Raw genomic sequence first — 20,761 nt, forward strand, 5'->3', positions numbered from 1 at the left:
GGCCACGGCCGGGCCCGTACCCCTGTAGAGATCAGCACCCGGTCGAACGGAACCTCGCGTCCGTCGGCGAGACGCACGTGGTTCGTCGCGAGGTCAAGTCCGCTGGCGGGCACACCCAGCATCCACTCCGCATCGATGCCACGACGGCGCGGCAAAGTCGTGCCCCCGGCCGGCACCCACCCGGTCAGTACTTGCTTGGACAGGGGAGGCCGGTCGTAGGGCTCACCCAACTCGTCACCGATCATGGTCAACGATCCGGTGAAACCCTCGTCCCGGAGAGCCTCCGCGGCCCGCAGCCCCGCCAGCGAAGCCCCGACGACCACGATGCGGCCAGCGCGCTTGAACGCACGCAGGCTGTCCGCAGTGGTCATGACGGCGACGCCTCCGCCGGTGTGGGCCGCGCTTCGAGCCGGTCGACCAGGATCGCCTGGACCGGGCAAGCGGCCGCGGCGCGTAGGACCTGGTCGCGCTGCGCGTCGTCGGGGTTCGGGTCGTACAGGAGCGCTTCCTCACCATGCATCCGGAACGCCTCCGGAGCCAGGAACGCGCACTGCGCGTACCCCTCACATCGAGCAAGGTCAACGACGACTTTCACCCTGGCCTCCCCGGGGAGCGGGAGTTGCAGACCCTCAAGCCGGCGCCACTGCGGGGCGCGACGACACTTCTGACCAGGGACGTATCGCTGGTTTGCGGCTGCATTCTGGTTACGTGAGCGGCGCTTTTTGGTTTGCCGTCTCCGCGGAAACCGTATGGCGCGGTGCGCCGGAACACCGCAGAGAATCAGCGTAACAGCGGCACCGGTACCGGCGAGTCCAGCGTTGACAGGTTGGATGGCCGCAGGCCAGAGACCCGGGGCTGCCCCGTCCTGGCCGCACCGCGGCAGCCAGGCCCGGCGGGGCTCAGGCCTGGGGCACTGGGGAAGCGGTGGCTCCGAGCACGGCGGAGTTCCGCCACTCGACGGGGGAGACGCCGTACGCCGCGCGGAACACCCGGCTGAAGTGCGAGGCGCTGGTGAACCCCCATCGGTGGGCCACCGCGGCGATCGTAAGCCCCGCCGCGCCCCGGCGGGCCAGGTCACGCCGGCACTGTTCCAGTCTGCGCTGCTGTATCCACCGGCTGACAGTGATGTCCTCCCCCTCGAACAGCTTGTGCAGACAGCGGACGGAGATGTGGTGGGCCCGGGCGATGGCGTCCGGCGTCAGGTCCGGATCCGGCTGGCGCTGGCCTTCGACATCCTGCCCGGCCACACAGTGACATCGCGCCCCAACTGGCCGCGCCTGTATGCGAGCTTGGACGCCCTCCTGGCGGCCCGCGCCGATCAGCTGGGTCTGCCCGCACGCGACTGACCATGTACCGGGACTTCGCCGCAGGGCCGGCTCTCGGTATCCACCAGGCGGGGCAGCCCGGCCTTCGCCCCGCGCACCCCGCGAAGGCCCAGGCCGACGAGGGGACACCACGGTTTTCCGAGCAGCGCCCGCGTGCAGCAGGACCGTCGCGGACCGCGGGCGCATGCTCGACACCCACTCCCGCCGGTGACATGCGGCCGCAGACGGCGCCACTTGGACGCCGTCTCCCCGGGGCGGGCGCGCCGGCCGGTGCCGGCCGCGAACACGCCGCCGGCACCGGGCACGGCCGGCCGGGTGGGACCGCCGCGGCCAGGAGCAGGGCGCCGGCACGGGGGAGGACGGCGTGTGGTCCCCGCCCGTGTGCACGGTCAGCGGGTCGCAGCCGCCGGGCGCGCCCATCGCACGGGCGTCAGCGGGCTGTGGTGACGGTGACGGGCACGTTCGGGCACTGACTGAGCACGCTGGCGAGGGCGGACGGCTCACTGATGTCGACGCTCAGCGCCCAGCGGGTCTTGTCGGCCAACCAGTCGATCGCGTACTGGCAGCGGTATCCGGCGGCAGCGGCGGCGTGGCGCGGGCAGCCAGACGGCGCGGCGGCCAGCAGCGGCCGGGGGCGGCGCGCAGCCGGGACGCGGACCGCCGACGGGAAACCTGGGGCAGCGCGCGGCACAGGCACAGCGCTGCCCGGGCGCGGCGGGACGGACGGGGCACCACAGGCGGACGGCGGCCGCAGCAGCGGCAGCGCGGGCGGACGGCGGCACGGCGGGGCAGACCGGCGCGGACCAGGACCGGCTGCCCGGGGGGCGGTACGGCGCGGCCGGGGGCGAAGGCGCGGGGCGACGCGAATTCGCAATCTCACCTGCGGTTCTGTCCGGGCCGGCACGCGGGGTCTGCGGCCGGTGATACCTGTAAGGCGTGGATGATGCGATGTCGGGTGCGACAGCCCTCCTTGGCGAAGTCTTCCCCGTGGATGTCCGTCGCTGCCCTTTGGGCTGGCCAGCGCTTCAAGCTTGGGAAGAGGACCACGGTGTGGTGCTGCCGGAGCCGTATCGCACCTTCGTGGCCGAGATCGCGAACGGCACCGACGACGGCCCGCCGGACACGGGCGGCCTGCTGCCGGTGGGCGAGAAGCCGGAGAGCTGGGCTGTGTGGGAAGCGGAGTACTGGATGAGCCCGGACCCCTTCGATGCCACCGCACCGCGCCTGTTCAAAGAGCCCTTCCCACTGAAGGAGGAATGGCAGTGGGAGTACGACTACTACGACCACAGGCTCCACTCGTCGTTGCTGCACCAGACCTACACCCACGGCTCGGTGCTCCTGGGCAGCGACCGGCCCGGGGAGTACTGGACTTTGGTAGTGACCGGAGCGCAACGCGGCCAGGTGTGGTGGCTACGCGACGGCTGTGCCGCGCCGTATGCCGATACCCCCTCCGAGCAGGCAGGAGGCGACTTCCTGTGCTGGGTGAGGGACTGGCACACCCGACAGGGATGGTGGAAAGCCGAGTAGCGCCCCTCCCCGCTTCCCCAGGATCAGCGAAGACACGCACCCGCCCAACACGCCTGCACACCCCACCGGCAGCACACAAAACCCGAGGTCACAGGCCTGTTCAACCCGGGCGGCCACCATCCCCTGATCAGCAAACCTGAGCCAGCGCCCACCTCGCCGCCACGGCGTCCGGCCATGGCGGCGCCGGGACCGGAAGGCCGGGCTGGGCGAAGCCCCGCTGATGCGGCCGCTACGGCGCGACTGCCACCGCCGGGCACTTGACGCGTCAGATGTAACCATTAAGGTTGCGACAGGAGGTGCGGGATGGGAGCGAACAGCAGGCTCACGATCGCGACGCATGCGCTGGCCTGGATCGGGCTGCACGAGCGGATGGGCGGCGAGGTGGCCACCTCGGAGCAGATCGCCAACAGCGTCAACACCAACTCGGTGGTGATCCGGCGGCTGCTCGGAGAGCTGCGCGAGGCCGGCCTGGTCGAGTCCCGGCGCGGCGCGGGGGCCGGCTGGCGCCTCGCGCGCGCACCGGAGTCGATCACTCTGGCCGAGGTACACCAGGCGGTCGAGGACAGCCCGCTGTTCGCACTGCACACCGCCGCCCCGAATCAAAAATGCCCGGTGGGCCACGGCATCCGCACCGCGCTCACACACGTGTACGACAACGCCGAACAAACGCTGCGCGCGCAGCTGGCCCGCACCAGCGTCGCCGACGTGCTTCGCGAGTCCATAGCCGCCCCTTAGCCGGGTTGTGCGGCGCGACCCCCGGCTTCGTCGCACATCCTCAGTCGTAACAATAAATGTTACGGCGTAGTCGAGACCCCGCCTCCTGCATTCGAGGCGCGACTCCCTGACAGGAGCAGTCATGACCACGCTGCAATACTCCGTGTACGTGGCACCGTCCAAGCCCGTGGTCTCGGACGACCTGCCTCCGGGCGAGGCGCGACGCATGTGGTCGCCCACCGCCTCCACCCTGATCCACGGTGACCGGGATGCGGTGCTGGTCGACCCGCTGATGACCGTCGAGGAGTCACGCGCCCTCGCCGACTGGGTGGGCTCGACCGGCAAGAACGTGACCACGATCTACGTCACCCACGCGCACGGTGACCACTTCTTCGGCGCGCCGGCGATCCTCGCGCGCTTCCCGCACGCGAAGCTCGTCTCCACACCGGGCGTCGTACCGCTCATGGAAGCCCAGTACGGTCCGCGCTGGTTCGGCGGATTCTGGAATCCGCGTTTCCCAGGCCAGATCTCCGGCAGGCACGTGCTCGCCGAACCGCTCGGTGACGGCGTGATCGAACTGGAGGGCGAGGAGTTGCACGCGATCGAGCTGGGACACTCCGACACCGACGGCTCCAGCGCCCTGCACGTGCCCTCGATCGGCCTCGTCGTGGCCGGCGACGCCGTGTACGGCGACGTCCACCTGTACCTGGCCGAGTCCAGGGGCACCGGGCGCCGCGACTGGCTGAACGCGCTCGACACCATCGAGCGGCTCGCGCCCGCCGCCGTCGTCTCCGGGCACCAGCGCGACGGCGACCCGCACAGCCCGGAGGACATCGCCCGCACTCGCCGCTACATCCAAGACTTCGACGAGGCCGCCGCGAAGGCCACCGGCCATGAAGAGCTGTACGAGGCGATGGTCGCCCTGTACCCCGACCGCCTCAACCGTGGCGTGCTGTGGAACTCCGCGAAGTCGGTCATGGCCTGAGCCACGCCCTGCCCTCCGCCCGGCCAGCCCGTTGCGCCACCCGGCAGTCCGCCGACGGCCGACGGAACCTCACTCGCCGCCAGGTTCGTGGTGCCCCTTCGCTCCAATGCCGACGGCCGGTGGGCGGCGTCCGTCCCCTATGCCTCGAGCCTGGAGCCCGTTGGCGCGTGCCGCGCTGACGATCTCCTCCGTGCGTCTACGGGCATGCTTTCTGATGTCCTCAGCGTCGTCGGAGAGGTTCTTTCCGACGATCTGCATCTGTTCCCACAGGCTCCGCAATCGGGCGTTGACGTATCGGATCGCGCGTTCCTCGGCTCCGATTCCCGGCTCGGCACGGTGCCAGGTCTGCACCGATATCTCGACGACACTACGAGCCACAGTGAACGGGGCGTAGATACTGGGCGGGCCGACGAGCAGCGTGGCCATGGCATGCAGATGGTCAAGGGCTGCAGCTGTAGGCAGCAGCAGGTCCGTTGTTGCGTCGCGGGTTGGGGCCGGGCCCCAAACACCGGCGTAGGGTTCCGTCGCGCACTATTCGGCCGCGGGAGATCCGGGCAGCATGATCTGGCCTTGGTGCACGTGCCGCACATGCTCGGTGTAATAGGCGTCGTGCAGCCGCAGAAGAGCTGCAGCCAGGTCTTTCCAAGGGTCACTGGACATCTATTGAAAGTACGTGACGGCCGTGGGGAGGTGCTTCGCTTTTCGTCGCCTGGATGTTTCGCATGAGGAGCAGGGCCGGCGTTGGGTTGGCGAGGCTTTTGGCCAACTGCTCGCTGTCGGCCGCGACGGTCCGAAGCTCTGCGGCAGTCATGGCCGCCTCCGTCTTCGGGTCGCGGCCCTGCGCCACCGTGACCCTGTCGTTGGCGGCCAGGGCGAGTCGGCTCGGGACGGTCAGGGAGTGTCGCCGGTCCAATCCCAGCGGCCCGGGTCACCGGGGCGCGGGTCGTAGACGGCCCGGCCGCCGGCGCCGAACTACCCCAGCTCGGTGGCCAGGGCGAGGCCGGTACCGGCCTCGCCCTGCGTCCAGCCGGTGATGTCGAGCAGCAGGCCGTCCAGCGGGCTGCCGACCAGTTCGGCGTAGCGCCGGCCGGGTCGTGGGCCGGGCTGGTCGTGGTCGGCGCCGTAGACCCGGCGGCGTAGCAGTCTGCTCGTCATTACGGTCCATCCGTTCAGCCCGGCAGTTGCCACTGACAGCCGGGCCTGGCCGGGTCACCTGCGGAAGCGGGAGAGCCAGGTGCCGCCGGTCTTCTGCTCGGGCACGGCCTGGCCCTGCTCTTGTTGCCGATCTGCGTAGTACTCCTCTCGATTGAGCATGGTGTCGCAGTACTCGGCCAGCGGCCGGTACTGGTCCTCGTCGATGACGACGGCGACGGTGTGGACGCCGTCGGCTCCGGGTGTGGCCGCACGCGGCTGGGAGACGCGCAGGTTGGGCCAGTAGCGGCCGTGCGCGAACCCGGAGGCTGCCCGCCAGGCGGCGCCCACCTTCACCGCGATCAGGCCCGCGACGGGCGCGGCAGTGAGCAGGATGTGGTGGGTCCTGGGCGCGGTCAGCGGGGCAGGCCGAGGCGGTCGGCGACGAGCCGGACCAGCTCGCCCGCGGTGTGGGCGCTCGTGCCGTAGGTGTGGTGGTCGGTCATGGTGCGCCAGATCCTATGCCGCAGCGGTGGAAGCCACGAGTCGTGCGAGACCGTCCGGATGGGAGTCATATGGGTCCGTAGACGGCGGCGGGGGCCCCGGTGATGAGTGCCCAGTAGCGGTCCCCGTAGGACCAGTGCCACCACTCGCTCGGATAGTTGACGAAACCCTGCTCTCGCAGGCACCGGGCCAGCAGGTCGCGGTTGTCGCGCGCGGTCGGCGACAGGTCCGGAGCGTCGAAGGGACACCGCCTCTCATCGCCCGTGCGGTGTCCGTTCACCGCGCCGCCCATGTCCATTTCCGCGCCGTCCGCGTCGATGAGCGTCAGGTCCACGGCCGCGCCGGCACAATGCGGGGCCACCTCCACCGGGGAGACGAACGCGCTGGCCTGGCGCCGAAGCTCTGCGGGGTCACTGATGCCCGCACGGCGCAGGCGGTCCTCATACAGGGCGAACCGACGGGCCTGCTCGGCTGGGCTGCGATGGCCCTCGATCACAAGGAGTCTGATGCCGGCGGGAAGCCTCTCGGAGGCTGAGCGCAGGCGTGCGAGCACGCCGGTCCTGACCCGTCCGTACGCTCCGTGCTCGTCTCGTTCCCGCTGATCCAGCATTACGGTCGCAGTGGTGGCGATCTCCGCCAGGGGTTCGCCGCATTCTGCCACCGGGGTGTCGATCACTCGCGGATCACTCAGCAAGATCATGCCGAGCGAGCCTAGCGTCTTCGCCCAGCAGCTACCCGGCCAGACGCAGTCAGGTCCCGGACAAAGCCGCAGCAACGCGGTGCCCGCAGCGCTCGTCCACGCGAGGCCTCGGCCGGCTCCCATGGTTCACCGCGGTGACCGTGCTCCCATCCCGCCCGTCCCTGCCGTTCTCGCGGCGCTTGCCGTGGCGGTCTGTCCCCTGCTGCTGCCCGGCCGCAGGAGGAAGCCACCGGTCGGGATCCGACGCGCGTCCTGCACAAGGTGCAGCGCCCGTACACCCGGTACGCTCTGCGTGGTCAAGCCGCGGCCAGAACCTCGTCGCCCCCGGGCGGTTTCCGTCCCCGCCGGCCGGCGGCATCGCGTCGCTCACCGGGACACCGTCGAGCCGACGGGCCGGCCCCCGGGCCGAAACCCGACAGCCGCCGCACCTCGCCCCGTGACCTGCGGATAACACCGCAGCGTCGGCCCACGCACACCACCGCGCTCGTACGAAGGTGCGGGATGTACGGCGAGGGGTCGGCTGCTGCTCGTCCTGGCGGCGAGCGCGCGGCGCCGGACGTCGTAGGACGGCCACGGGGCGGAGCGCCGGGCACGGGCAGCCGTCACCACTCCCGCGCCAGGGCCAACCGGCCGAGCCATACGTGCTGCCGCACCCGATCAACGTGCCGTGCAGCGGTACGCGCCGCCGGGCGGAGAAACACCGCCCCGCCTGCACCACCCTGGTGGTGAGAGCGGGGCCTGGGTCGTTGGCTTGATCGGTCCGCGAGCCTTGATCGTTGCCGAGCCTGCTGATTGGTTGGTCGGTATGACTGAACTCGGACCCGTCGCCTGGCCGCCTGCCCCGATCAAGACCGAGCGGCTTGTGCTCCGTGAGCCCGAGGCCCGGGACCGAGCGGCGTTCATCGAGCTGTACGCCTCGCCGGAGGTGCACACCTACCTTGGCGGCCCCCGGCCGCGTGACGAGCTTGAGCGCGAGATGCCCGAGGTGCCTGGGCGACGGCCCGGGAGTTTCGTCGTCGATCTCGATGGGGCGATGATCGGCCAGATCCTGCTCAGGAGAGCAACCGAGCACCGTCGTCCGGCTGCCGTGGGTAAGGCCGATCTCGGCTACCTGTTCCTGCCGCTGGCGTGGGGATTCGGGTATGCCACCGAGGCGTGCGCGGCGGCACTCGACTGGTTCGACGGCGTGCTTCCCGGCGAGCCGGTGGTGCTCACCACCCAGACCGCCAACGTCGGCTCGATGCGCCTCGCGGCGAAGCTGGGGTTCACCGAGGTAGAGCGGTTCCACGCCTGGGATGCCGAGCAGTGGCTCGGCCTGCGGTCCCCGGTCACGCCGTCCGCATGAGCTCATGGCCGAAGCCGCGTTGTGGGCCCGCCGATCGTCAGCTCGGCGGGCCCTGTGATCGGAGACGGTCAGCCGATGCTCACTGGAGGCGTCTGAGCGGGGCGATGTGCCGGTGACGCGGTTGGTGATCGTGGGGCTGGCGGCTTCGTGAGTGGCGAGCATGGCGACGACCGTGACCGGTTGGTCGCGGTGGGGACAGTTCCGGGCGGCCGTCGGTGCCAGGGGGTCGATGGTTGTCGGGGCCGCTGGCTGCGGGACGGCGGAAGGGCTCGGGGGTGTTCGACGAGGCGTCGTGCTCGTTCCTCGTCACAGGTCCGGTGCGTTGCCTAGTTGGGGTCGTGCCGACGCGAGCTGTGAAGGGCGCCCAGTGCGGGCGCCGTTACGGTCGCCGGGGTGCGCGGTCGCGCGTTCGGTGGCGGTGCCTGGGGCGCGACGGGGCGTGCTCGGCGCGCTGGCCCGGGCCAAGGGCAGCCAGAGCGCGTCGTCGAGGGCGAGGTGGGCGGACCAGCTGGCGCCGGGTTGTCGGCGGCGCGCGGGCATGGCACGAGGTGGGCCGAGTCCGGCTGATGTTCCACGACACCTGGCCGGCGGTGGTGGACAGGGTGCGGATGAGGTCGGTGTACGAGACGAAGGCGTACTGCCCGCCCTGCTGGCGAGCGACTGTTCACCGACCGGCGAGAGCGCACCCGAGAAAGCTGGTCGAAGAGCAGGAGGGGAGACGAGTACGACGAAGCTCCCGGTAGTCAGTGGGCGGTCATCACACCGTCTGCCGGGAGCTTCATCGTTACCTGTGAGTTGGGAGCCCTTTCGGTCCTGGCTCCGCCTCACCTGGAGGCGGCCCCGTGCGTGAGCCGTCTCCTGCGGTCCTGGGGATCAGCAGGGGAAAGTACCGCTGTAGAGGGCGTGTCCGTAGGAGGAGCTTCCGGAGCCGAAGCCGTAGATGCCGTCATCGCTCCAGACCGCCTCGCGGAACCCGTTGACGCAGGTCGACGTAGGCGCGATGGCGAAGCCCTCCAGATTGTCGATCGGCATGACGGCCGGGTTCGTGTAGGTCACATCCGGCACGATCGTGCCGGCTGCGTTGACCTTCATGAAGGTGTGCGTCTCGCCGCAGGTGTTGTCGCAGGTCGCGACGATGCGCTGGGTTCCGGCGTCGAACATCACGTCCATCACGGATGCCTTGCCGGTCGAGATGGTGCCGAACGTGGTGAACGTGCCGTCGGAGTTCAGGCCGTAGACGTGCAGCGTGCCGTCCCACTCCAGGCCGGCGAAGTACAGGCCCGACCCGTGCAGCGGGTAGTTCGCCGGGTTGTACGCGGCCCCGGTGAGCGGGTCGACCCAGCCGTTCGCGGTCAGCCAGCTGTCAGGCACGTAGCCGACGCCCTCGAAGCCCAGGTTGGCGTCGTCCTTGCTGCCGGTGTTGAGCTGGGGGAACTGCGACGTCATCTCCCACTGGTGGACCGGTGTCAGCGTCGATCCGGTCGCGGCCGGGTCGAACTCCATGATCGTGTCCTTGGGAACCGTGTTGTTGGCGTTGTCACGCTCGGACGTCACGTAGATGTGACCGTTGCCGCCGACCGTCAGGCCCTCGGAGTCCGGCTGGCCCGAGCCGCCCGCGAAGCGAATCTGCTTGCCGGTCGCGCTCCACGACGGGTCCGGGACCCACTTGCCGTTGCTCTTGACCAGCTTGTAAAGCCAGTTCTTGTTCTTGGCGGCCCACAGCACCGACGGGTTCGCGGGGTCGAACGCCAGCCCGCTCACGTCGCGGCCCTCCGGGCCGGTGGACGTGGTGAACGCGCAGACGGTGTCGGTGATGGTGACGTCCAGGCCGCCCGGCCACGCCGATGTGCCCGCCGGGGTGGGGCTTGTGCCGGAGGGCGCCTCAGGGGTGCAGCCGCTGGTCAGCGAGCCCCCGCCGCCCAGCAGATGGCCGGTCTGACCGCCGCCACTACCACCGCCGGAGCAGGAGTTGGCGCTGCCGAGCGTCGCGGTCGTGGAGGTCTGGAACCAGCCGGTGCCGTTTGTGCAGCGCTCATCGGACGGCTTGGCGCCGTCGGCGGCCCAGGTCACCGAGTCGACGGTGGTGCCGTTGCTGTCGAGGAGGAAGAGCGAGTCGTTGTCGCCCAGACCGAGGGCGGAGTTGAACGTGACGTAGCCGCGCGCAGGGATGCTCGTCGCGCTCGGAGAGGAGGACGAGACCGAGACCGGGGAGTGACTGGTGTCGTTGTCGACGTACTTCCACGACCCGATGCTGACTGCGCTCGTTCCGCCGTTGTACAGCTCCACGGTGTCCGAGCCGTCGGAGGTGACCTCGTTGATCCGCACCTGGCTCACCGACGGGATCGACGACGGACAGTCCGAGGCGTTCGCGGCGCCGAACGTGGTTGCGGTGGTCGCGGTCACCCAAGCGCCGGTGCCGTCGCCCCCGCAGCGTGCCATCGCCGGTTTCGCCTTGTCGGTGGTCCACTCGACGCGGTCGACCACCGCGCCGCCGGCCGTGTAGATCACCAGCTTGTCCGAGTCACCGAGCCCCTTGGGCGAGTTGAAGGTGACGAACCCCCCGGCAGTGATCGTGGTGGCGGACGGGGTGAACGACTGCGGCGAGAAGCTGTCGTCGGACATCTTCCAGCCGCTGATGCTCACCGCGGTGGAGCCGGAGTTGTACAGCTCCACGGTGTCATTGTTCGAGGAGGTGACCTCGTTGATGCGAACGTTTTGGTAGCCGGCCGGTTCAGCGGCAGCCGCAGGCTGAGCGGCAAGCAGCCCGGTGGCAACCAGTCCTGAGAACGTCAAAGCCGCGGCACATACCGAGGCGACGCCGACGCGTGAGTGTGAAGTAGGCACAAGGCCGAACTCTGGTGAAACGACGTTGAAACAGCGTGTACGTCGACTGAATGCCACCTGCTGACCACCAGAACGCCAGGCGCACAACGCCGCCACACGACTACGACAGTCTTGCCGAAGAGAGTAGGACCAGACGGCGAGGGGAGGACCCCACGCCGTGTCCGGACCCGCCAGCAGATCATGAACGGTGAGGGGACACTGGCGGCGGCCGCCGGTGCGACGGGGTGCCGCATGGCGGTGATCGGAACCGCGCCGGGTTCGGTGGTGGGTGCCCACACCATGCGCCACGAGTCATCGCACTCACATCCGCAGCCGTGGTCCGGGTGCTTGTGGCCAGGGTTTGCCGTTGACCATCGACCACTTCCTCAGCGTCTCACCCGGCGGCGGCCGACTCTGGCGGGCCGACCGTGTCCGTACAGCTACATAGGGTCGCCGTCATCCGGTTACGCTGGTGGGCCGAGCAGATCTCGGAGGGGAGTATGGACGGCGCGCGAATCGTCGATGTCATGCAGGGAGTTGTGGCGGAGCGAGCCCCCGAGGAACGGGACACGGCAGCGGACCTGCTGAATCGGGACCCTGATGAGATCACGCGGATGCTGTCGTCCCGCGGCGGGGACAGCGAACTCGGCTTCGGTCTTGGCGAGGTCGCCGTGCTGGTGACGCCGCTCGTGTGGATGGTGCTACAGCAGTTCACGCAGGAAGTGGCTGGCGTGACGGTGCGAGCGGCGACCGGCCGACTGTCTGCGGCGTGGCGCAGGCTGCGCGGCAGGCCAGAGAGTGTGTCTGCCCTGCCGCGGCTGGACGAGGCACAGCGGGAGGTACTGCGCGGCGTCGTCACGCGACGCGCTCAGGAGGCAGGGCTCGCCGAGGACTCGGCCAGACAGCTCGCGTCGAGCGTCATCCGCCACATCGAGCGCAACCAGTAACCGGGCCCCGCCCGTGCGGCCATCGTTCGCAGCGACAGAGGCCTATTACCGAAGGTGGAGCGCCGGCACCACCCGCAGGTTTCTCCTCCTGCTCCTGCTGCTGACCACCTCGGGCATGCTCCTGCTCAACACAGCGGCCCAGACCGTCCTGTGGCGCCGCGCGTACGCGCCCTGCGTACGGGCGTACGACGACAGATGGCGGCTGGCAGGTGAAACGTTCGACGTCAGAGCCCTGCTGACCGACAAGTCAGCGCTGGAGTGGATGGTGTCGGCACCCTGTCAGCAGCGGCTGGCGTCCTGGTCCTCCGCGGTTACCGTGGCGGGCCTCGTGATCGTCGTCCTCGTGACGCTCGCGGTGTTCTGGTTCCTGCCGACGTGGCGCTTGCGCCGCCTGGTGCCCGTGCGAGCTTCGTCCAGGAGCGAGTTGTACCAGGAACTGGAAGACCTGCGAGACCGGTGCCACCTCCCAATACTCCCGAAGTACGTCATCGACCCCAGCGCACCGACAAAGTCGGCGGTGGTCTTCGGCCGGCCCGGCCTGTTGGTCCTGTGCTTGAACAACGGCCTGGTGAAGATCCTCCGGGAGGAACCCACGGCCTTCCGCACCGTGATCCTGCACGAATTCGCCCACCTCCGGAACAAAGACGTCACCCTCGCCTACGCAACCGTCTCCCTGTGGCGCGTATGGCTGACCCTGGTCGTCCTGCCGTGTGCTGTGCAGTGGGCCTGGCAGAACTGGACGGGCGGCCCCTACTGGGCACTTCACTACGGCAGCCGAGGCACGGCCGTCCTGACCGTCTCCATCGTCGTGGTGGCCCGTTTCATGCGTGCTGAGGTTCTGCGCAACAGGGAACTGTGCGCCGACCTGGATGCCTACCGATGGGGCGCGGACCTCGACCTGTGGCAACGAGCCGCCACCGCTGAGCGTCAAGCACGAGGCCGCATCCGGCGGTGGTGGCGTCACCTGTGGCGGTTCCACCCGCACTGGCAGCGGCGGTACGAGGTGCTGCACCAACTCGACAGGGGGCTGGCCTTCTACCGCTGGAGCCCGTCCGTGGCGACCTCTCTCGCGTTCTCGGGCTGCTTCATCCTGATGCCGGGCCTTCTGCTCAGCTCCCAGTTCCCGCCGGTATGGGGCCCCGTCCACCGGATCCTCTTCTACGGCACCCTGACGGTATTCCTGGTGACGTTCGGCAGCGCGGTGCCTGAGAAGAACGGCAGTTCCCTGCCCGGCCGACCGGAGCGGCTGCTGTGGCGCAGAAGCACCGTCATCCTGCTGTGCACGGCGGTCGTGGCGCTGTCCTTACTGGTCTCCTTCCCCTCCCCGGAAGGCACCTGAGCCCCTGTACCGCAACGTGAAGTCCTCAGCGAGCCCAGCAGCGCGGCAAGGACCGGCGTAGCCAAGTGCCCAGCCTGCGACCAGCATCCGCCGCGTCAAACCTTGCCTCTGATGAATCGCCGAAGTCGTAGCCCCGGTCGGCGAACAACTGCCGCGGCCGGTGACGGGGGCGACCGGTCACTCCGCGGATCCGCGGGATCGCGTCGAGCAGGGGCAGCAACTGGGTGATGTCGTGGCGGTTGCCACCGGTCAGGGTGATGGCGAGCGGGGTGCCGCCTGTGTCCGTGATGACGTGGTGCTTCGAGCCGGGCCGGGCACGGTCGACCGGGCTCGGTCCGGTTTTGGGCCGCCCCGACGGGCCTGGTGGTGGGAGCCGTCGATCACCGCCCGGGACCAGTCCAGCTTCCCGGCAAGGTGCAGCTCGGTCAGCAGTACCTGGTGCAGCCGCCGGGATGGCGCGGACGCCGCTGCCTGACCGGCAGCAACGGCTCGATCCGCCCCACACGTCGTCCGGCACCATCCACGGAGGACCGTTCCCCTTCCCCTGACTCGTTCAACGAGCCAGCCAGGAAGGGGATATGGCTACGACCAGGCTTTCTGTCAGGTGCTCCAACTCCCGCAGCTGACGGCCTGGAAAATAGAGTGCGCTCCGCTGAGCTGGGGTGATAGTGAAGCGATGTGACAGAGAGTCTTGAGTATCCCGCCCTGCTGCAACTGATCGACGAGCGGTCGGCCGCGTTCCGGAGTGCGGTTGCCGCCGCGTCCAGCCTTGACGCGCCGGTGCCGTCCTGCCCCGAGTGGACCTTGTTCGATCTGGTGCAGCACCTGGGTACGGGTCAGCGCTGGTGGGCCGCGATCGTCGCCGCGGGCCCGGCCGAGGCTCCGCCGGCCAAGGATGCCGCGGAGGTGCCGCGCGAGCTCGAGGCGCTGCTGGCCTGGTACGCCGAGTCGAACGAGCTGCTGCTGAGTGCGCTGCGCGAGGCCGGCCCGGAGCGCGAGTGCTGGGCGTGGTGGAGCGCCGGCGTGTCGCCGGCGAACGCCTGGGGCGTTGCCCGGCGCCGGGTGCACGAGGTGCTGGTGCACACCTACGACGCCCAGCTCGCCGCAGGCGCCGTGCAGCCGATGCCGGCGGACGTCGCGATCGACGGCGTGGCCGAGTTTCTCGACACCTGCAACTCCACCCCGGCGGCCTGGCCGCACGAGGCCGCCACCATCCACTACCACGCCACCGAGGGCCGCTCCTGGCTCCTCGCGCTGGACGGCACCGGCGCCTGGCCCGCACCCCTCACGGACGACGCCGCGCCCGCCTCCGCTTCGGCCACGGGCACGGCCGAGCAGCTGCTCCTCTTCGTCTGGGGCCGCCTCACGCTGAGCGACCTGAAGATCGAGGGCGACCAGCAGGTGTTCGAGCAGCTGATCGCCTGGGAGCCCGAGGAGTAGCCGGTCAATACCGCCAGCGGACGGCCTCGATGACGTCCGCGCCGGTGAACATCGCGAACAGCTCCGCCTCCGCGCGGCGGACGGCCAGTACGGCCTCGTACAGCTCGGGCCCGAGCGCCTCCCGCAGCACTGCCGACTCAGCCAGGAAGGGGATACGGCTACGACCGGGCTTTCTGGACGGCAAGGCGATGCGGCCCGCGCCACCCAGGCAGCAGCCGTGCGGGTGAGCCGTCCGTGGACCTGGGTGCCGACGACGTCGAACAGCGGGGCGAGGTAGTGGCCGGCGTCGCCGTACGAGGCGAGAGCCATGGTCTTGCCGGCCTCGCGGCACGGAGTGCTCCACAGACCAGGGGTACGACGCGGTGACCGGACTTCACCCCGAACTGGCGCCAGGAAGATCGCGGGTCCGCCTCGGCGGGCACGGACTCGCGACCACGTTGCAGCGCTTGAAACCGTACGGGTCGCGGACCCGGGAGGAGCCGAGCCGACAGTGTGCCCGGACGGGCGGCGTGCGCGGTCAACGGCAGTTGTGGCCATGGCACTTGGTCGGTTTCCTGGGAGTGCCGACGGTTGGAGTGGGGGTTGGCCTCTTGGCCGGTTTGCCGGGCCGTTCGGCGGGCGTTGCCGAGGGAGAGGGGGTCGGAGCGCCGGGCTGGTCGGTGCCGTGGCCGAGGGGGGCCGGTGCCGGGAAGGGGGTGACGGGCAGGGAGGCGAGGGCGTCGCGCATGTACTGGGTCCAGATTTCGGTGGGGATGTCGCCGCCGAACACCTTCTGTAGGCCGCCGACGCCTGCCATGGACTGCAACTGCGGATGTTTCGGGTCCTCTCGGAAGAGGACGACGGAGGTGGAGAGTTGCGGGGTGTAGCCGATGAACCAGGCCGAGCGGTAGTCGTCGGTGGTTCCCGTCTTGCCCGCGGCGGGTCTGCCGAGGGCCTGGGCCTTGGTTCCGGTGCCCCGCGCTGTGACGCCGCGCAGTACGTCGGTCACGTTGTCGGCGACCGCCGCCGGCAGGGCCCGTACGGTGGCGGGGGCGGTGAAGCCGGGCAGCGTCGAGCCGTTGTGGATCACCTTGGTCACCGAGTACGGACCGGCCTGCAGACCGGAGGCGGCGAAGGTGGCGTAGACGCCTGCCATGCGGATGGCGCTCGGTGTCGAGGTGCCGATGTAGAAGCCGGCGCTGGGGGCGGCCAGGCTGCCGGGGCGCAGACCCAGGGCTTGTGCCGTCCTCGCCACGTTCCGGTACCCGACGTCCTCTCCCAGTTGCACGTACGGCGTGTTGACCGACTGTTCCATCGCCTTGCGCAGGGAGATGTATCCCCAGCGCCGCGTGGTGTCGTTGTGCTGGTGGAGGAGGCCAGTGGGGTCCTTGTCGTCGGTGACGTAGTCGCCCTGCTGGTCCTTGATCCTGATGCCGTCGTCGCCGTTGAACCTGCTGGCCGGGGTGATCGGCGACGCGGATCTGCCCGGTCGCAGTACGGCTCCGTGCTGGAGTGCGGCGGCGAGGACGACGGGTTTGAAGGTGGAGCCGACCGGGACGCCGGAGGTGTCGGCATTGTCCGAGTAGTGGCCCCGGTCGAAGCCGGAGCCGCCGTAGACGGCAACGATCCTGCCGGTCGTGGGGTCCACCGAGGCTGCTCCGACCTGGACGTTCCGGTCGGCCGGTCGATGGCCGGGGTCGAGCCGGCGCTTCCGTACCGCCTCGACGGCCCGGGCCAGTTCCGTCGTCCTCTTCCTGTCGAAGGTCGTGTGGATCTGGTATCCGCCCCGGCTCAGGCTGCTCTCGGTGATGGTGCGGTCGTGTGACTGGGCGTACGACCTGGCCAGTTGGACCAGGTAGCCGGTCTGGCCGGTGAGGCCCGAGCCGGGGGTCCACTTCCTGGGTGTCGGGAAACCCTCGGCCGCGTACCGGGCGCGCTGCTGCGGTGTCAGCCTGCCGGTCTTCACCATCCGGTCCAGCACCCAGGACCAGCGTGCTTCCGCCCGGTTTCTGGCCTCGGGGTCGGAGTCCGCGTACTGGAAGAGGCTCGGCTCGTTGACCGCGGCGGCGAGGAAGGCTCCCTGGCTGGCATCGAGCTTCTCCACCGGCAGGTCGTAGTACACGCGGGCGGCGGCCTGGATGCCGTTGGCCTGGCGGCCGAAGTAGCAGGTGTTCAGATAGCCCTGGAGGATCTCCTGCTTGCTCATGGAGGCGCCGATCTTGGACGAGATCAGCAGCTCCTTGAACTTGCGGGAGATGGTCTGGGACTGGTCCAGATAGGTGTTCTTGACGAACTGCTGGGTGATCGTCGAGCCGGACTGGACGGAGTCGCCCCGGGCCATGTGGACGACGGCGCGGAGGATGCCCTGCGGGTCGACGCCCGGGTCGGTGTAGAAGGAGGCGTTCTCCGCGGCGATGAAGTCTTCCTGCACCTGTGCGGGTACCTGCGCCAGGCTGACGTTCTGGCGGTTGACGCTGCCGTCGGTCGCCAGGACTGTGCCGTCCGACCAGTAGTAGACGTTGTTCTGCAGCAGAGTCGTGGGGTTCGGGTCGGGGATGGTGATTGTGGCGTAGGCATAGCCGACGGCCGCTGCCGTGCCGCCGAAGAAGAGCAGGACGAGTGCCAGCAGCTGGCGTACGGACGGCAGCCAGCGGCGGGGACCGGTCCGGCCTCGGCGCGGGTAGTCGATCCAGCGTTTCTGCCGGGTCGCCCGCCTTCTTCGTCCGGAACGCTGCGGCGGTCGGCGCCGGTGTCCACTCATGCTTTCGGATCCCTGTCCTCTCACTGCCACTGCGTGGTTTCGTGCGGTGCCGGCTGCTGGAGGGGTGCGGAACTCGCGGGCGCACGCAGGCTGCCGTACCGCTCCATGCGCTGCCATCGCAGACGGACACCCAGGACGGCGGTGAAGACGGACTGGATCACCACCAGATACATCAGCTGCCGGTAGACGAACTGCTGGAAAGGCAGGCTCCACAGCGGGCCCGGATGTTCTCCGTCCAGGCGGAACGCGTACAGGCCCATCAGGAGTTGCAGCAGCAGGAAGGCCAGCCACAGCCCGGTGATGCGGAGCGGGTCCAGGAAAAGCAGCCCGTACAGCGCGAAGATATCCACAACGGGTGCGAGCAGAGGCAGCAGCACCTGGAAGAGGAGGAGGTAGACCAGCCCCCTGCGGCCCAGTTTCCCGGCTGCACCGCGCTGCAGCAGCGCGCCGCGGTGCTTCCACATCGCCTGAAGGGTGCCGTAGCACCAGCGGTAGCGCTGCCGCCACAGGGCGTTCAGCGACGCGGGGGCCTCGGTCCAGGCCACCGCGCCCTCCTCGTACACCACGCGCCAGCCGGCGCGGCACAGTGCCATGGTGAGGTCGGTGTCCTCGGCGAGGGTGACGTCGCTGACGCCACCGAGGGCCAGCAGCGCCCGGCGGCGGAATGCGCCGACCGCCCCGGGCACGGTCGGCATGCATTCGGCGAGGTCGAACAGGCGGCGGTCGAGGTTGAACCCGACCACGTACTCGATGTGCTGCCAACGGCCCAACAGGCCACCGCGGTTGACGACCTTGGCGTTGCCCGAGACGGCACCCACGCGGGGGTCGGAGAAGGGCTGCACGATCGTGCGGACCGTGTCGGGTTCGAAGACCGTGTCACCGTCGACCATGACCACCAGGTCGAAGGTGGCCGCCGCCAGTCCGGTGTTGAGTGCCGCGGGCTTGCCCGAGTTCGGCTGCCGGATCACTCGTACGGGCAGGTGGAGCGACTCCACCAGGTCGGCGGTGCCGTCGGTCGAACCGTCGTCCACCACGATGATCTCCACGGGATGGTCCGAGGCGAGCAGCGAGCGTACGGCCGCCTCGATCCCGGCGCTCTCGTTGTAGGCGGGGACGATGACACTGACCGGTTCGGTCACGGGCGGCCCCCAGGGCCGGCCCCGCCTCCTCTTACGCAGTCTCCGGTGCCGACGGGCCGCGATCAGCACGACGGCCGCGCGCAGCACGCTGACCGTCCCGGCCGCGTACATCAGCACACCCAGCAGCTGTACGACCCAGTCGCCGGCCTTCAGCACCTTGATAAAGGCCATCCCCTGCAGACGGTCGCCGAGCCCGGCCGGACGGACGGACCCGGTCATACCGACCGCGCTACCGACCGTCGCGAACCGGAAGCCCTGTGCCTTGAGCCGTGGGATCAGGGCGCTCAGCGCGGCGACGGTCTGCGAGCGGTCGCCGCCGCCGTCGTGCATCAGCACGATCTGTCCGGCGGAGCCGCGCGGAGTCGCCCGGTCGATGATGCGGTCCGTACCGGGGCGCCGCCAGTCCTCGCTGTCCCGAGTGGACAGCACCGTGACATAGCCTGCGGCTCCGGCCTGCTGGAGGACGGACCAGTCGGCGTCGTCCAGCGCGGCGTTCCCGGACGAGTACGGCGGCCTGAGCAGCGCGGTGGTGACCCCCGCGGCGCCGGCCACCGCCAACTGCGTCTCGCGCAGTTCCAGGGAGCGCTGCCACGCAGGGAGGCGGGCCAGGTCGGGATGGGTGAAGGTGTGGATGCCGATCTGGTGGCCTTCGGCGACGATCCGGCGGACCAGCTCCGGATGGGTCGCGACCTGCGTGCCGACGACGAAGAAGGTCGCGTGGACATGGTTGCGGTGCAGCACGTCCAGGATCCGCGGCGTCCAGACGGGGTCGGGGCCGTCGTCGAAGGTGAGCGCGAGGGTACGGTTTTCCACGCCGGCGGTGTGCGGGGACGCGGCGGCGTTCGCGATCACGGGATCGCCATGGGTCACCTGGCTGGGCACCGCCTCGTTCCGGCCCCGGGCGCCCGACACCTCGTCCGGGGTGATCCCGAACATGTGGTGGGTGTAACCCTGCAACAGCAGGGCCGACGACAGGGTCACCGCGAGCACGCTCAGCAGCAGCCAGTGGGTTCGGGGTTCGGGGGTCACACGGGGGCGGCCATGGCGGCGCGCAGGAGCCTTGCGGCGTCGGCGTTCGGTCACGTCGGGAACCTGGTTCACTTCACGGGCTTGTGGGAGGAGCCGGCGGCGCGTCCCCTGGAGCCGGGCGTGGTGGTCGGGGCTGCGGCGGGCTTTCCGGTGGGCGCGGCGGTGACCGGGGACGAGACCACCGGGGCGGCGGGGGCAGCCGGCAGGCCGGTGGGGCTGGGTCGGGTGGTCCTCCGCGCCACGGGGCCGGAGGTCTCGTCCGCTGCGGAAGGGCTCGCGCTCCTTGCGGAGCGGTCGGCGCCGGACGCGGCGTCGGAGGCCGTCGCCCCGGGCGTGGCCGGGTGCGTGGAGTCCGGCTGCGGGACGAACGGGGAACTGATGCCGGGACCGCCCAGCACCGTGCTGACCAGCACGGCGACATAGACGCCCGCGGGGATCACCAGCAGCCGGGCGGCGCGGAGCACATGGCGTTGGCGGCGCCCCGAGGAATCGACGAAAACGGCCGGCGCCGGTCCGCTCGCCGGCGTCTGCGGTCCTGGTCCGGGAGGCTCGGGTGTGCCCGGCTCCGGGAACGGCACGCTGAGCACGTCCCCGTGAGGGGAGTCCCACGGGGAGGTGGCGGGGCTCTGCCCGGCCGCCTGGAGACACATACCGGGGCCGTGGGGATCCGTGGCGACGCGGGCGTCTGCGGCGACGCGGGCGTCTGCGGCGACGACAGGGTGCGCAGCCATGAAGGGGTCTGTGGCGACGAGGGAATCCGCGGCGATGAAGGGTTCCGCGGCGAAGTGGGGATCTGCGGCGAGGTGGTGGCCCGGCCCTGTCTCCGGGGAGTGTGCTGTCGGATGCGTCCACTGGGCGAGGTGCACCGGGTCCCATGCCGGCGCGGCCATGCCGGTCGTGGCGCTGCCGCCGCGCTCATGGCCGTAGGCATACGCGTACCCGGCGCCGCCGTACGGATCCTCGCCGTACGCTTCGCCTCTTGCGTCCGTTCCCTGCACGAGCCGTGTCCCCTGTCCTGGTCGACCAACGCGGTCGTCCCCATGGAAAGAGCGCACGAGGCCGGAAGTGTTACA

18 protein-coding genes and 3 pseudogenes are annotated in these 20,761 nt (G+C 70.0%); 7 read left to right on the forward strand and 14 right to left on the reverse strand.

All coding sequences use genetic code 11. The features are described from left to right. The 4 genes and pseudogenes from ACZ4WH_RS40875 to ACZ4WH_RS40890 form a co-directional block, all read right to left on the reverse strand. The coding region (locus tag ACZ4WH_RS40875) for an FAD-dependent oxidoreductase (RefSeq protein ID WP_468190580.1) at positions 1-371 on the reverse strand (371 nt) is incomplete at its 3' end. Further along, a complete protein-coding gene (locus tag ACZ4WH_RS40880) occupies positions 368-595 on the reverse strand; it encodes a ferredoxin (RefSeq protein ID WP_468190582.1) in 228 nt (75 codons plus the stop codon). The genes ACZ4WH_RS40880 and ACZ4WH_RS40875, both read right to left, overlap by 4 nt. Positions 596-899: 304 nt before the next feature. Next, positions 900-1,211: pseudogene (locus ACZ4WH_RS40885) on the reverse strand (helix-turn-helix domain-containing protein); the annotation flags it as partial. 544 nt (positions 1,212-1,755) lie between these two features. Further along, positions 1,756-2,016: a hypothetical protein gene (locus ACZ4WH_RS40890; protein ID WP_468190584.1), complete on the reverse strand. Its 261-nt coding sequence runs from the start codon at positions 2,014-2,016 to the stop codon at positions 1,756-1,758. Positions 2,017-2,261: 245 nt separating this feature from the next. Here ACZ4WH_RS40890 and ACZ4WH_RS40895 point away from each other — a divergent pair, with 245 nt between their 5' ends. From ACZ4WH_RS40895 to ACZ4WH_RS40905, 3 genes are all read left to right on the forward strand, one after another. After that, positions 2,262-2,852 (forward strand): SMI1/KNR4 family protein, encoded by a 591-nt coding sequence (locus ACZ4WH_RS40895; protein WP_468190586.1) that lies wholly within the window; start codon positions 2,262-2,264, stop codon positions 2,850-2,852. 303 nt (positions 2,853-3,155) lie between these two features. Further along, complete coding sequence (locus tag ACZ4WH_RS40900; RefSeq protein WP_468190588.1) at positions 3,156-3,587, forward strand: Rrf2 family transcriptional regulator; 432 nt, start codon at positions 3,156-3,158, stop codon at positions 3,585-3,587. A 121-nt stretch (positions 3,588-3,708) separates the two neighbouring features. Beyond that, a complete protein-coding gene (locus ACZ4WH_RS40905; RefSeq protein ID WP_468190590.1) occupies positions 3,709-4,551 on the forward strand; it encodes an MBL fold metallo-hydrolase in 843 nt (280 codons plus the stop codon). Positions 4,552-4,620: 69 nt separating this feature from the next. Here ACZ4WH_RS40905 and ACZ4WH_RS40910 read toward each other — a convergent pair whose 3' ends face one another. From ACZ4WH_RS40910 to ACZ4WH_RS40925, 4 genes and pseudogenes are all read right to left on the reverse strand, one after another. Next, a complete protein-coding gene (locus tag ACZ4WH_RS40910; protein WP_468190592.1) occupies positions 4,621-4,977 on the reverse strand; it encodes a hypothetical protein in 357 nt (118 codons plus the stop codon). A gap of 465 nt (positions 4,978-5,442) precedes the next feature. Further along, positions 5,443-5,716: pseudogene (locus ACZ4WH_RS40915) on the reverse strand (hypothetical protein). Between the two features lie 44 nt (positions 5,717-5,760). Further along, entirely contained in the window at positions 5,761-6,039 is a 279-nt protein-coding gene (locus ACZ4WH_RS40920) for a hypothetical protein (RefSeq protein WP_468190594.1), read from the reverse strand. A 214-nt stretch (positions 6,040-6,253) separates the two neighbouring features. Continuing rightward, positions 6,254-6,886 (reverse strand): M15 family metallopeptidase, encoded by a 633-nt coding sequence (locus ACZ4WH_RS40925; protein ID WP_468190596.1) that lies wholly within the window; start codon positions 6,884-6,886, stop codon positions 6,254-6,256. A gap of 805 nt (positions 6,887-7,691) precedes the next feature. On the opposite strand from ACZ4WH_RS40925, the gene ACZ4WH_RS40930 reads away from it, so the two are divergent. Further along, positions 7,692-8,231, forward strand: a complete 540-nt coding sequence (locus ACZ4WH_RS40930) for a GNAT family N-acetyltransferase (RefSeq protein WP_468190621.1) — start codon at positions 7,692-7,694, stop codon at positions 8,229-8,231. 873 nt (positions 8,232-9,104) lie between these two features. Here the strand turns inward: ACZ4WH_RS40930 and ACZ4WH_RS40935 are convergent. Continuing rightward, positions 9,105-11,075: a lamin tail domain-containing protein gene (locus ACZ4WH_RS40935; RefSeq protein ID WP_468190622.1), complete on the reverse strand. Its 1,971-nt coding sequence runs from the start codon at positions 11,073-11,075 to the stop codon at positions 9,105-9,107. Between the two features lie 479 nt (positions 11,076-11,554). On the opposite strand from ACZ4WH_RS40935, the gene ACZ4WH_RS40940 reads away from it, so the two are divergent. Both ACZ4WH_RS40940 and ACZ4WH_RS40945 read left to right on the forward strand, forming a co-directional pair. Next, complete coding sequence (locus tag ACZ4WH_RS40940) at positions 11,555-12,001, forward strand: hypothetical protein (protein WP_468190597.1); 447 nt, start codon at positions 11,555-11,557, stop codon at positions 11,999-12,001. 115 nt (positions 12,002-12,116) lie between these two features. Further along, complete coding sequence (locus tag ACZ4WH_RS40945; RefSeq protein ID WP_468190599.1) at positions 12,117-13,340, forward strand: M48 family metalloprotease; 1,224 nt, start codon at positions 12,117-12,119, stop codon at positions 13,338-13,340. A gap of 124 nt (positions 13,341-13,464) precedes the next feature. Here the strand turns inward: ACZ4WH_RS40945 and ACZ4WH_RS40950 are convergent. Next, positions 13,465-13,787: pseudogene (locus tag ACZ4WH_RS40950) on the reverse strand (transposase); the annotation flags it as partial. Positions 13,788-14,018: 231 nt separating this feature from the next. On the opposite strand from ACZ4WH_RS40950, the gene ACZ4WH_RS40955 reads away from it, so the two are divergent. Next, positions 14,019-14,780 (forward strand): maleylpyruvate isomerase family mycothiol-dependent enzyme, encoded by a 762-nt coding sequence (locus ACZ4WH_RS40955; protein WP_468190601.1) that lies wholly within the window; start codon positions 14,019-14,021, stop codon positions 14,778-14,780. A 4-nt stretch (positions 14,781-14,784) separates the two neighbouring features. Here the strand turns inward: ACZ4WH_RS40955 and ACZ4WH_RS40960 are convergent, their stop codons facing one another. From ACZ4WH_RS40960 to ACZ4WH_RS40975, 4 genes are all read right to left on the reverse strand, one after another. After that, positions 14,785-14,964: a hypothetical protein gene (locus tag ACZ4WH_RS40960; RefSeq protein ID WP_468190603.1), complete on the reverse strand. Its 180-nt coding sequence runs from the start codon at positions 14,962-14,964 to the stop codon at positions 14,785-14,787. A 333-nt stretch (positions 14,965-15,297) separates the two neighbouring features. Beyond that, positions 15,298-17,520, reverse strand: coding sequence for a transglycosylase domain-containing protein (locus tag ACZ4WH_RS40965; protein WP_468190605.1), 2,223 nt, complete (start codon positions 17,518-17,520; stop codon positions 15,298-15,300). Positions 17,521-17,540: 20 nt separating this feature from the next. Then, complete coding sequence (locus ACZ4WH_RS40970; RefSeq protein WP_468190607.1) at positions 17,541-19,688, reverse strand: bifunctional polysaccharide deacetylase/glycosyltransferase family 2 protein; 2,148 nt, start codon at positions 19,686-19,688, stop codon at positions 17,541-17,543. A gap of 68 nt (positions 19,689-19,756) precedes the next feature. Further along, positions 19,757-20,686 carry a hypothetical protein gene (locus tag ACZ4WH_RS40975; RefSeq protein WP_468190609.1) on the reverse strand — a complete coding sequence of 310 codons (930 nt, stop codon included), beginning with the start codon at positions 20,684-20,686 and terminating at the stop codon, positions 19,757-19,759. Positions 20,687-20,761 lie beyond the last annotated feature (75 nt).

The organism is Streptomyces sp. NPDC029138, from assembly GCF_055564375.1.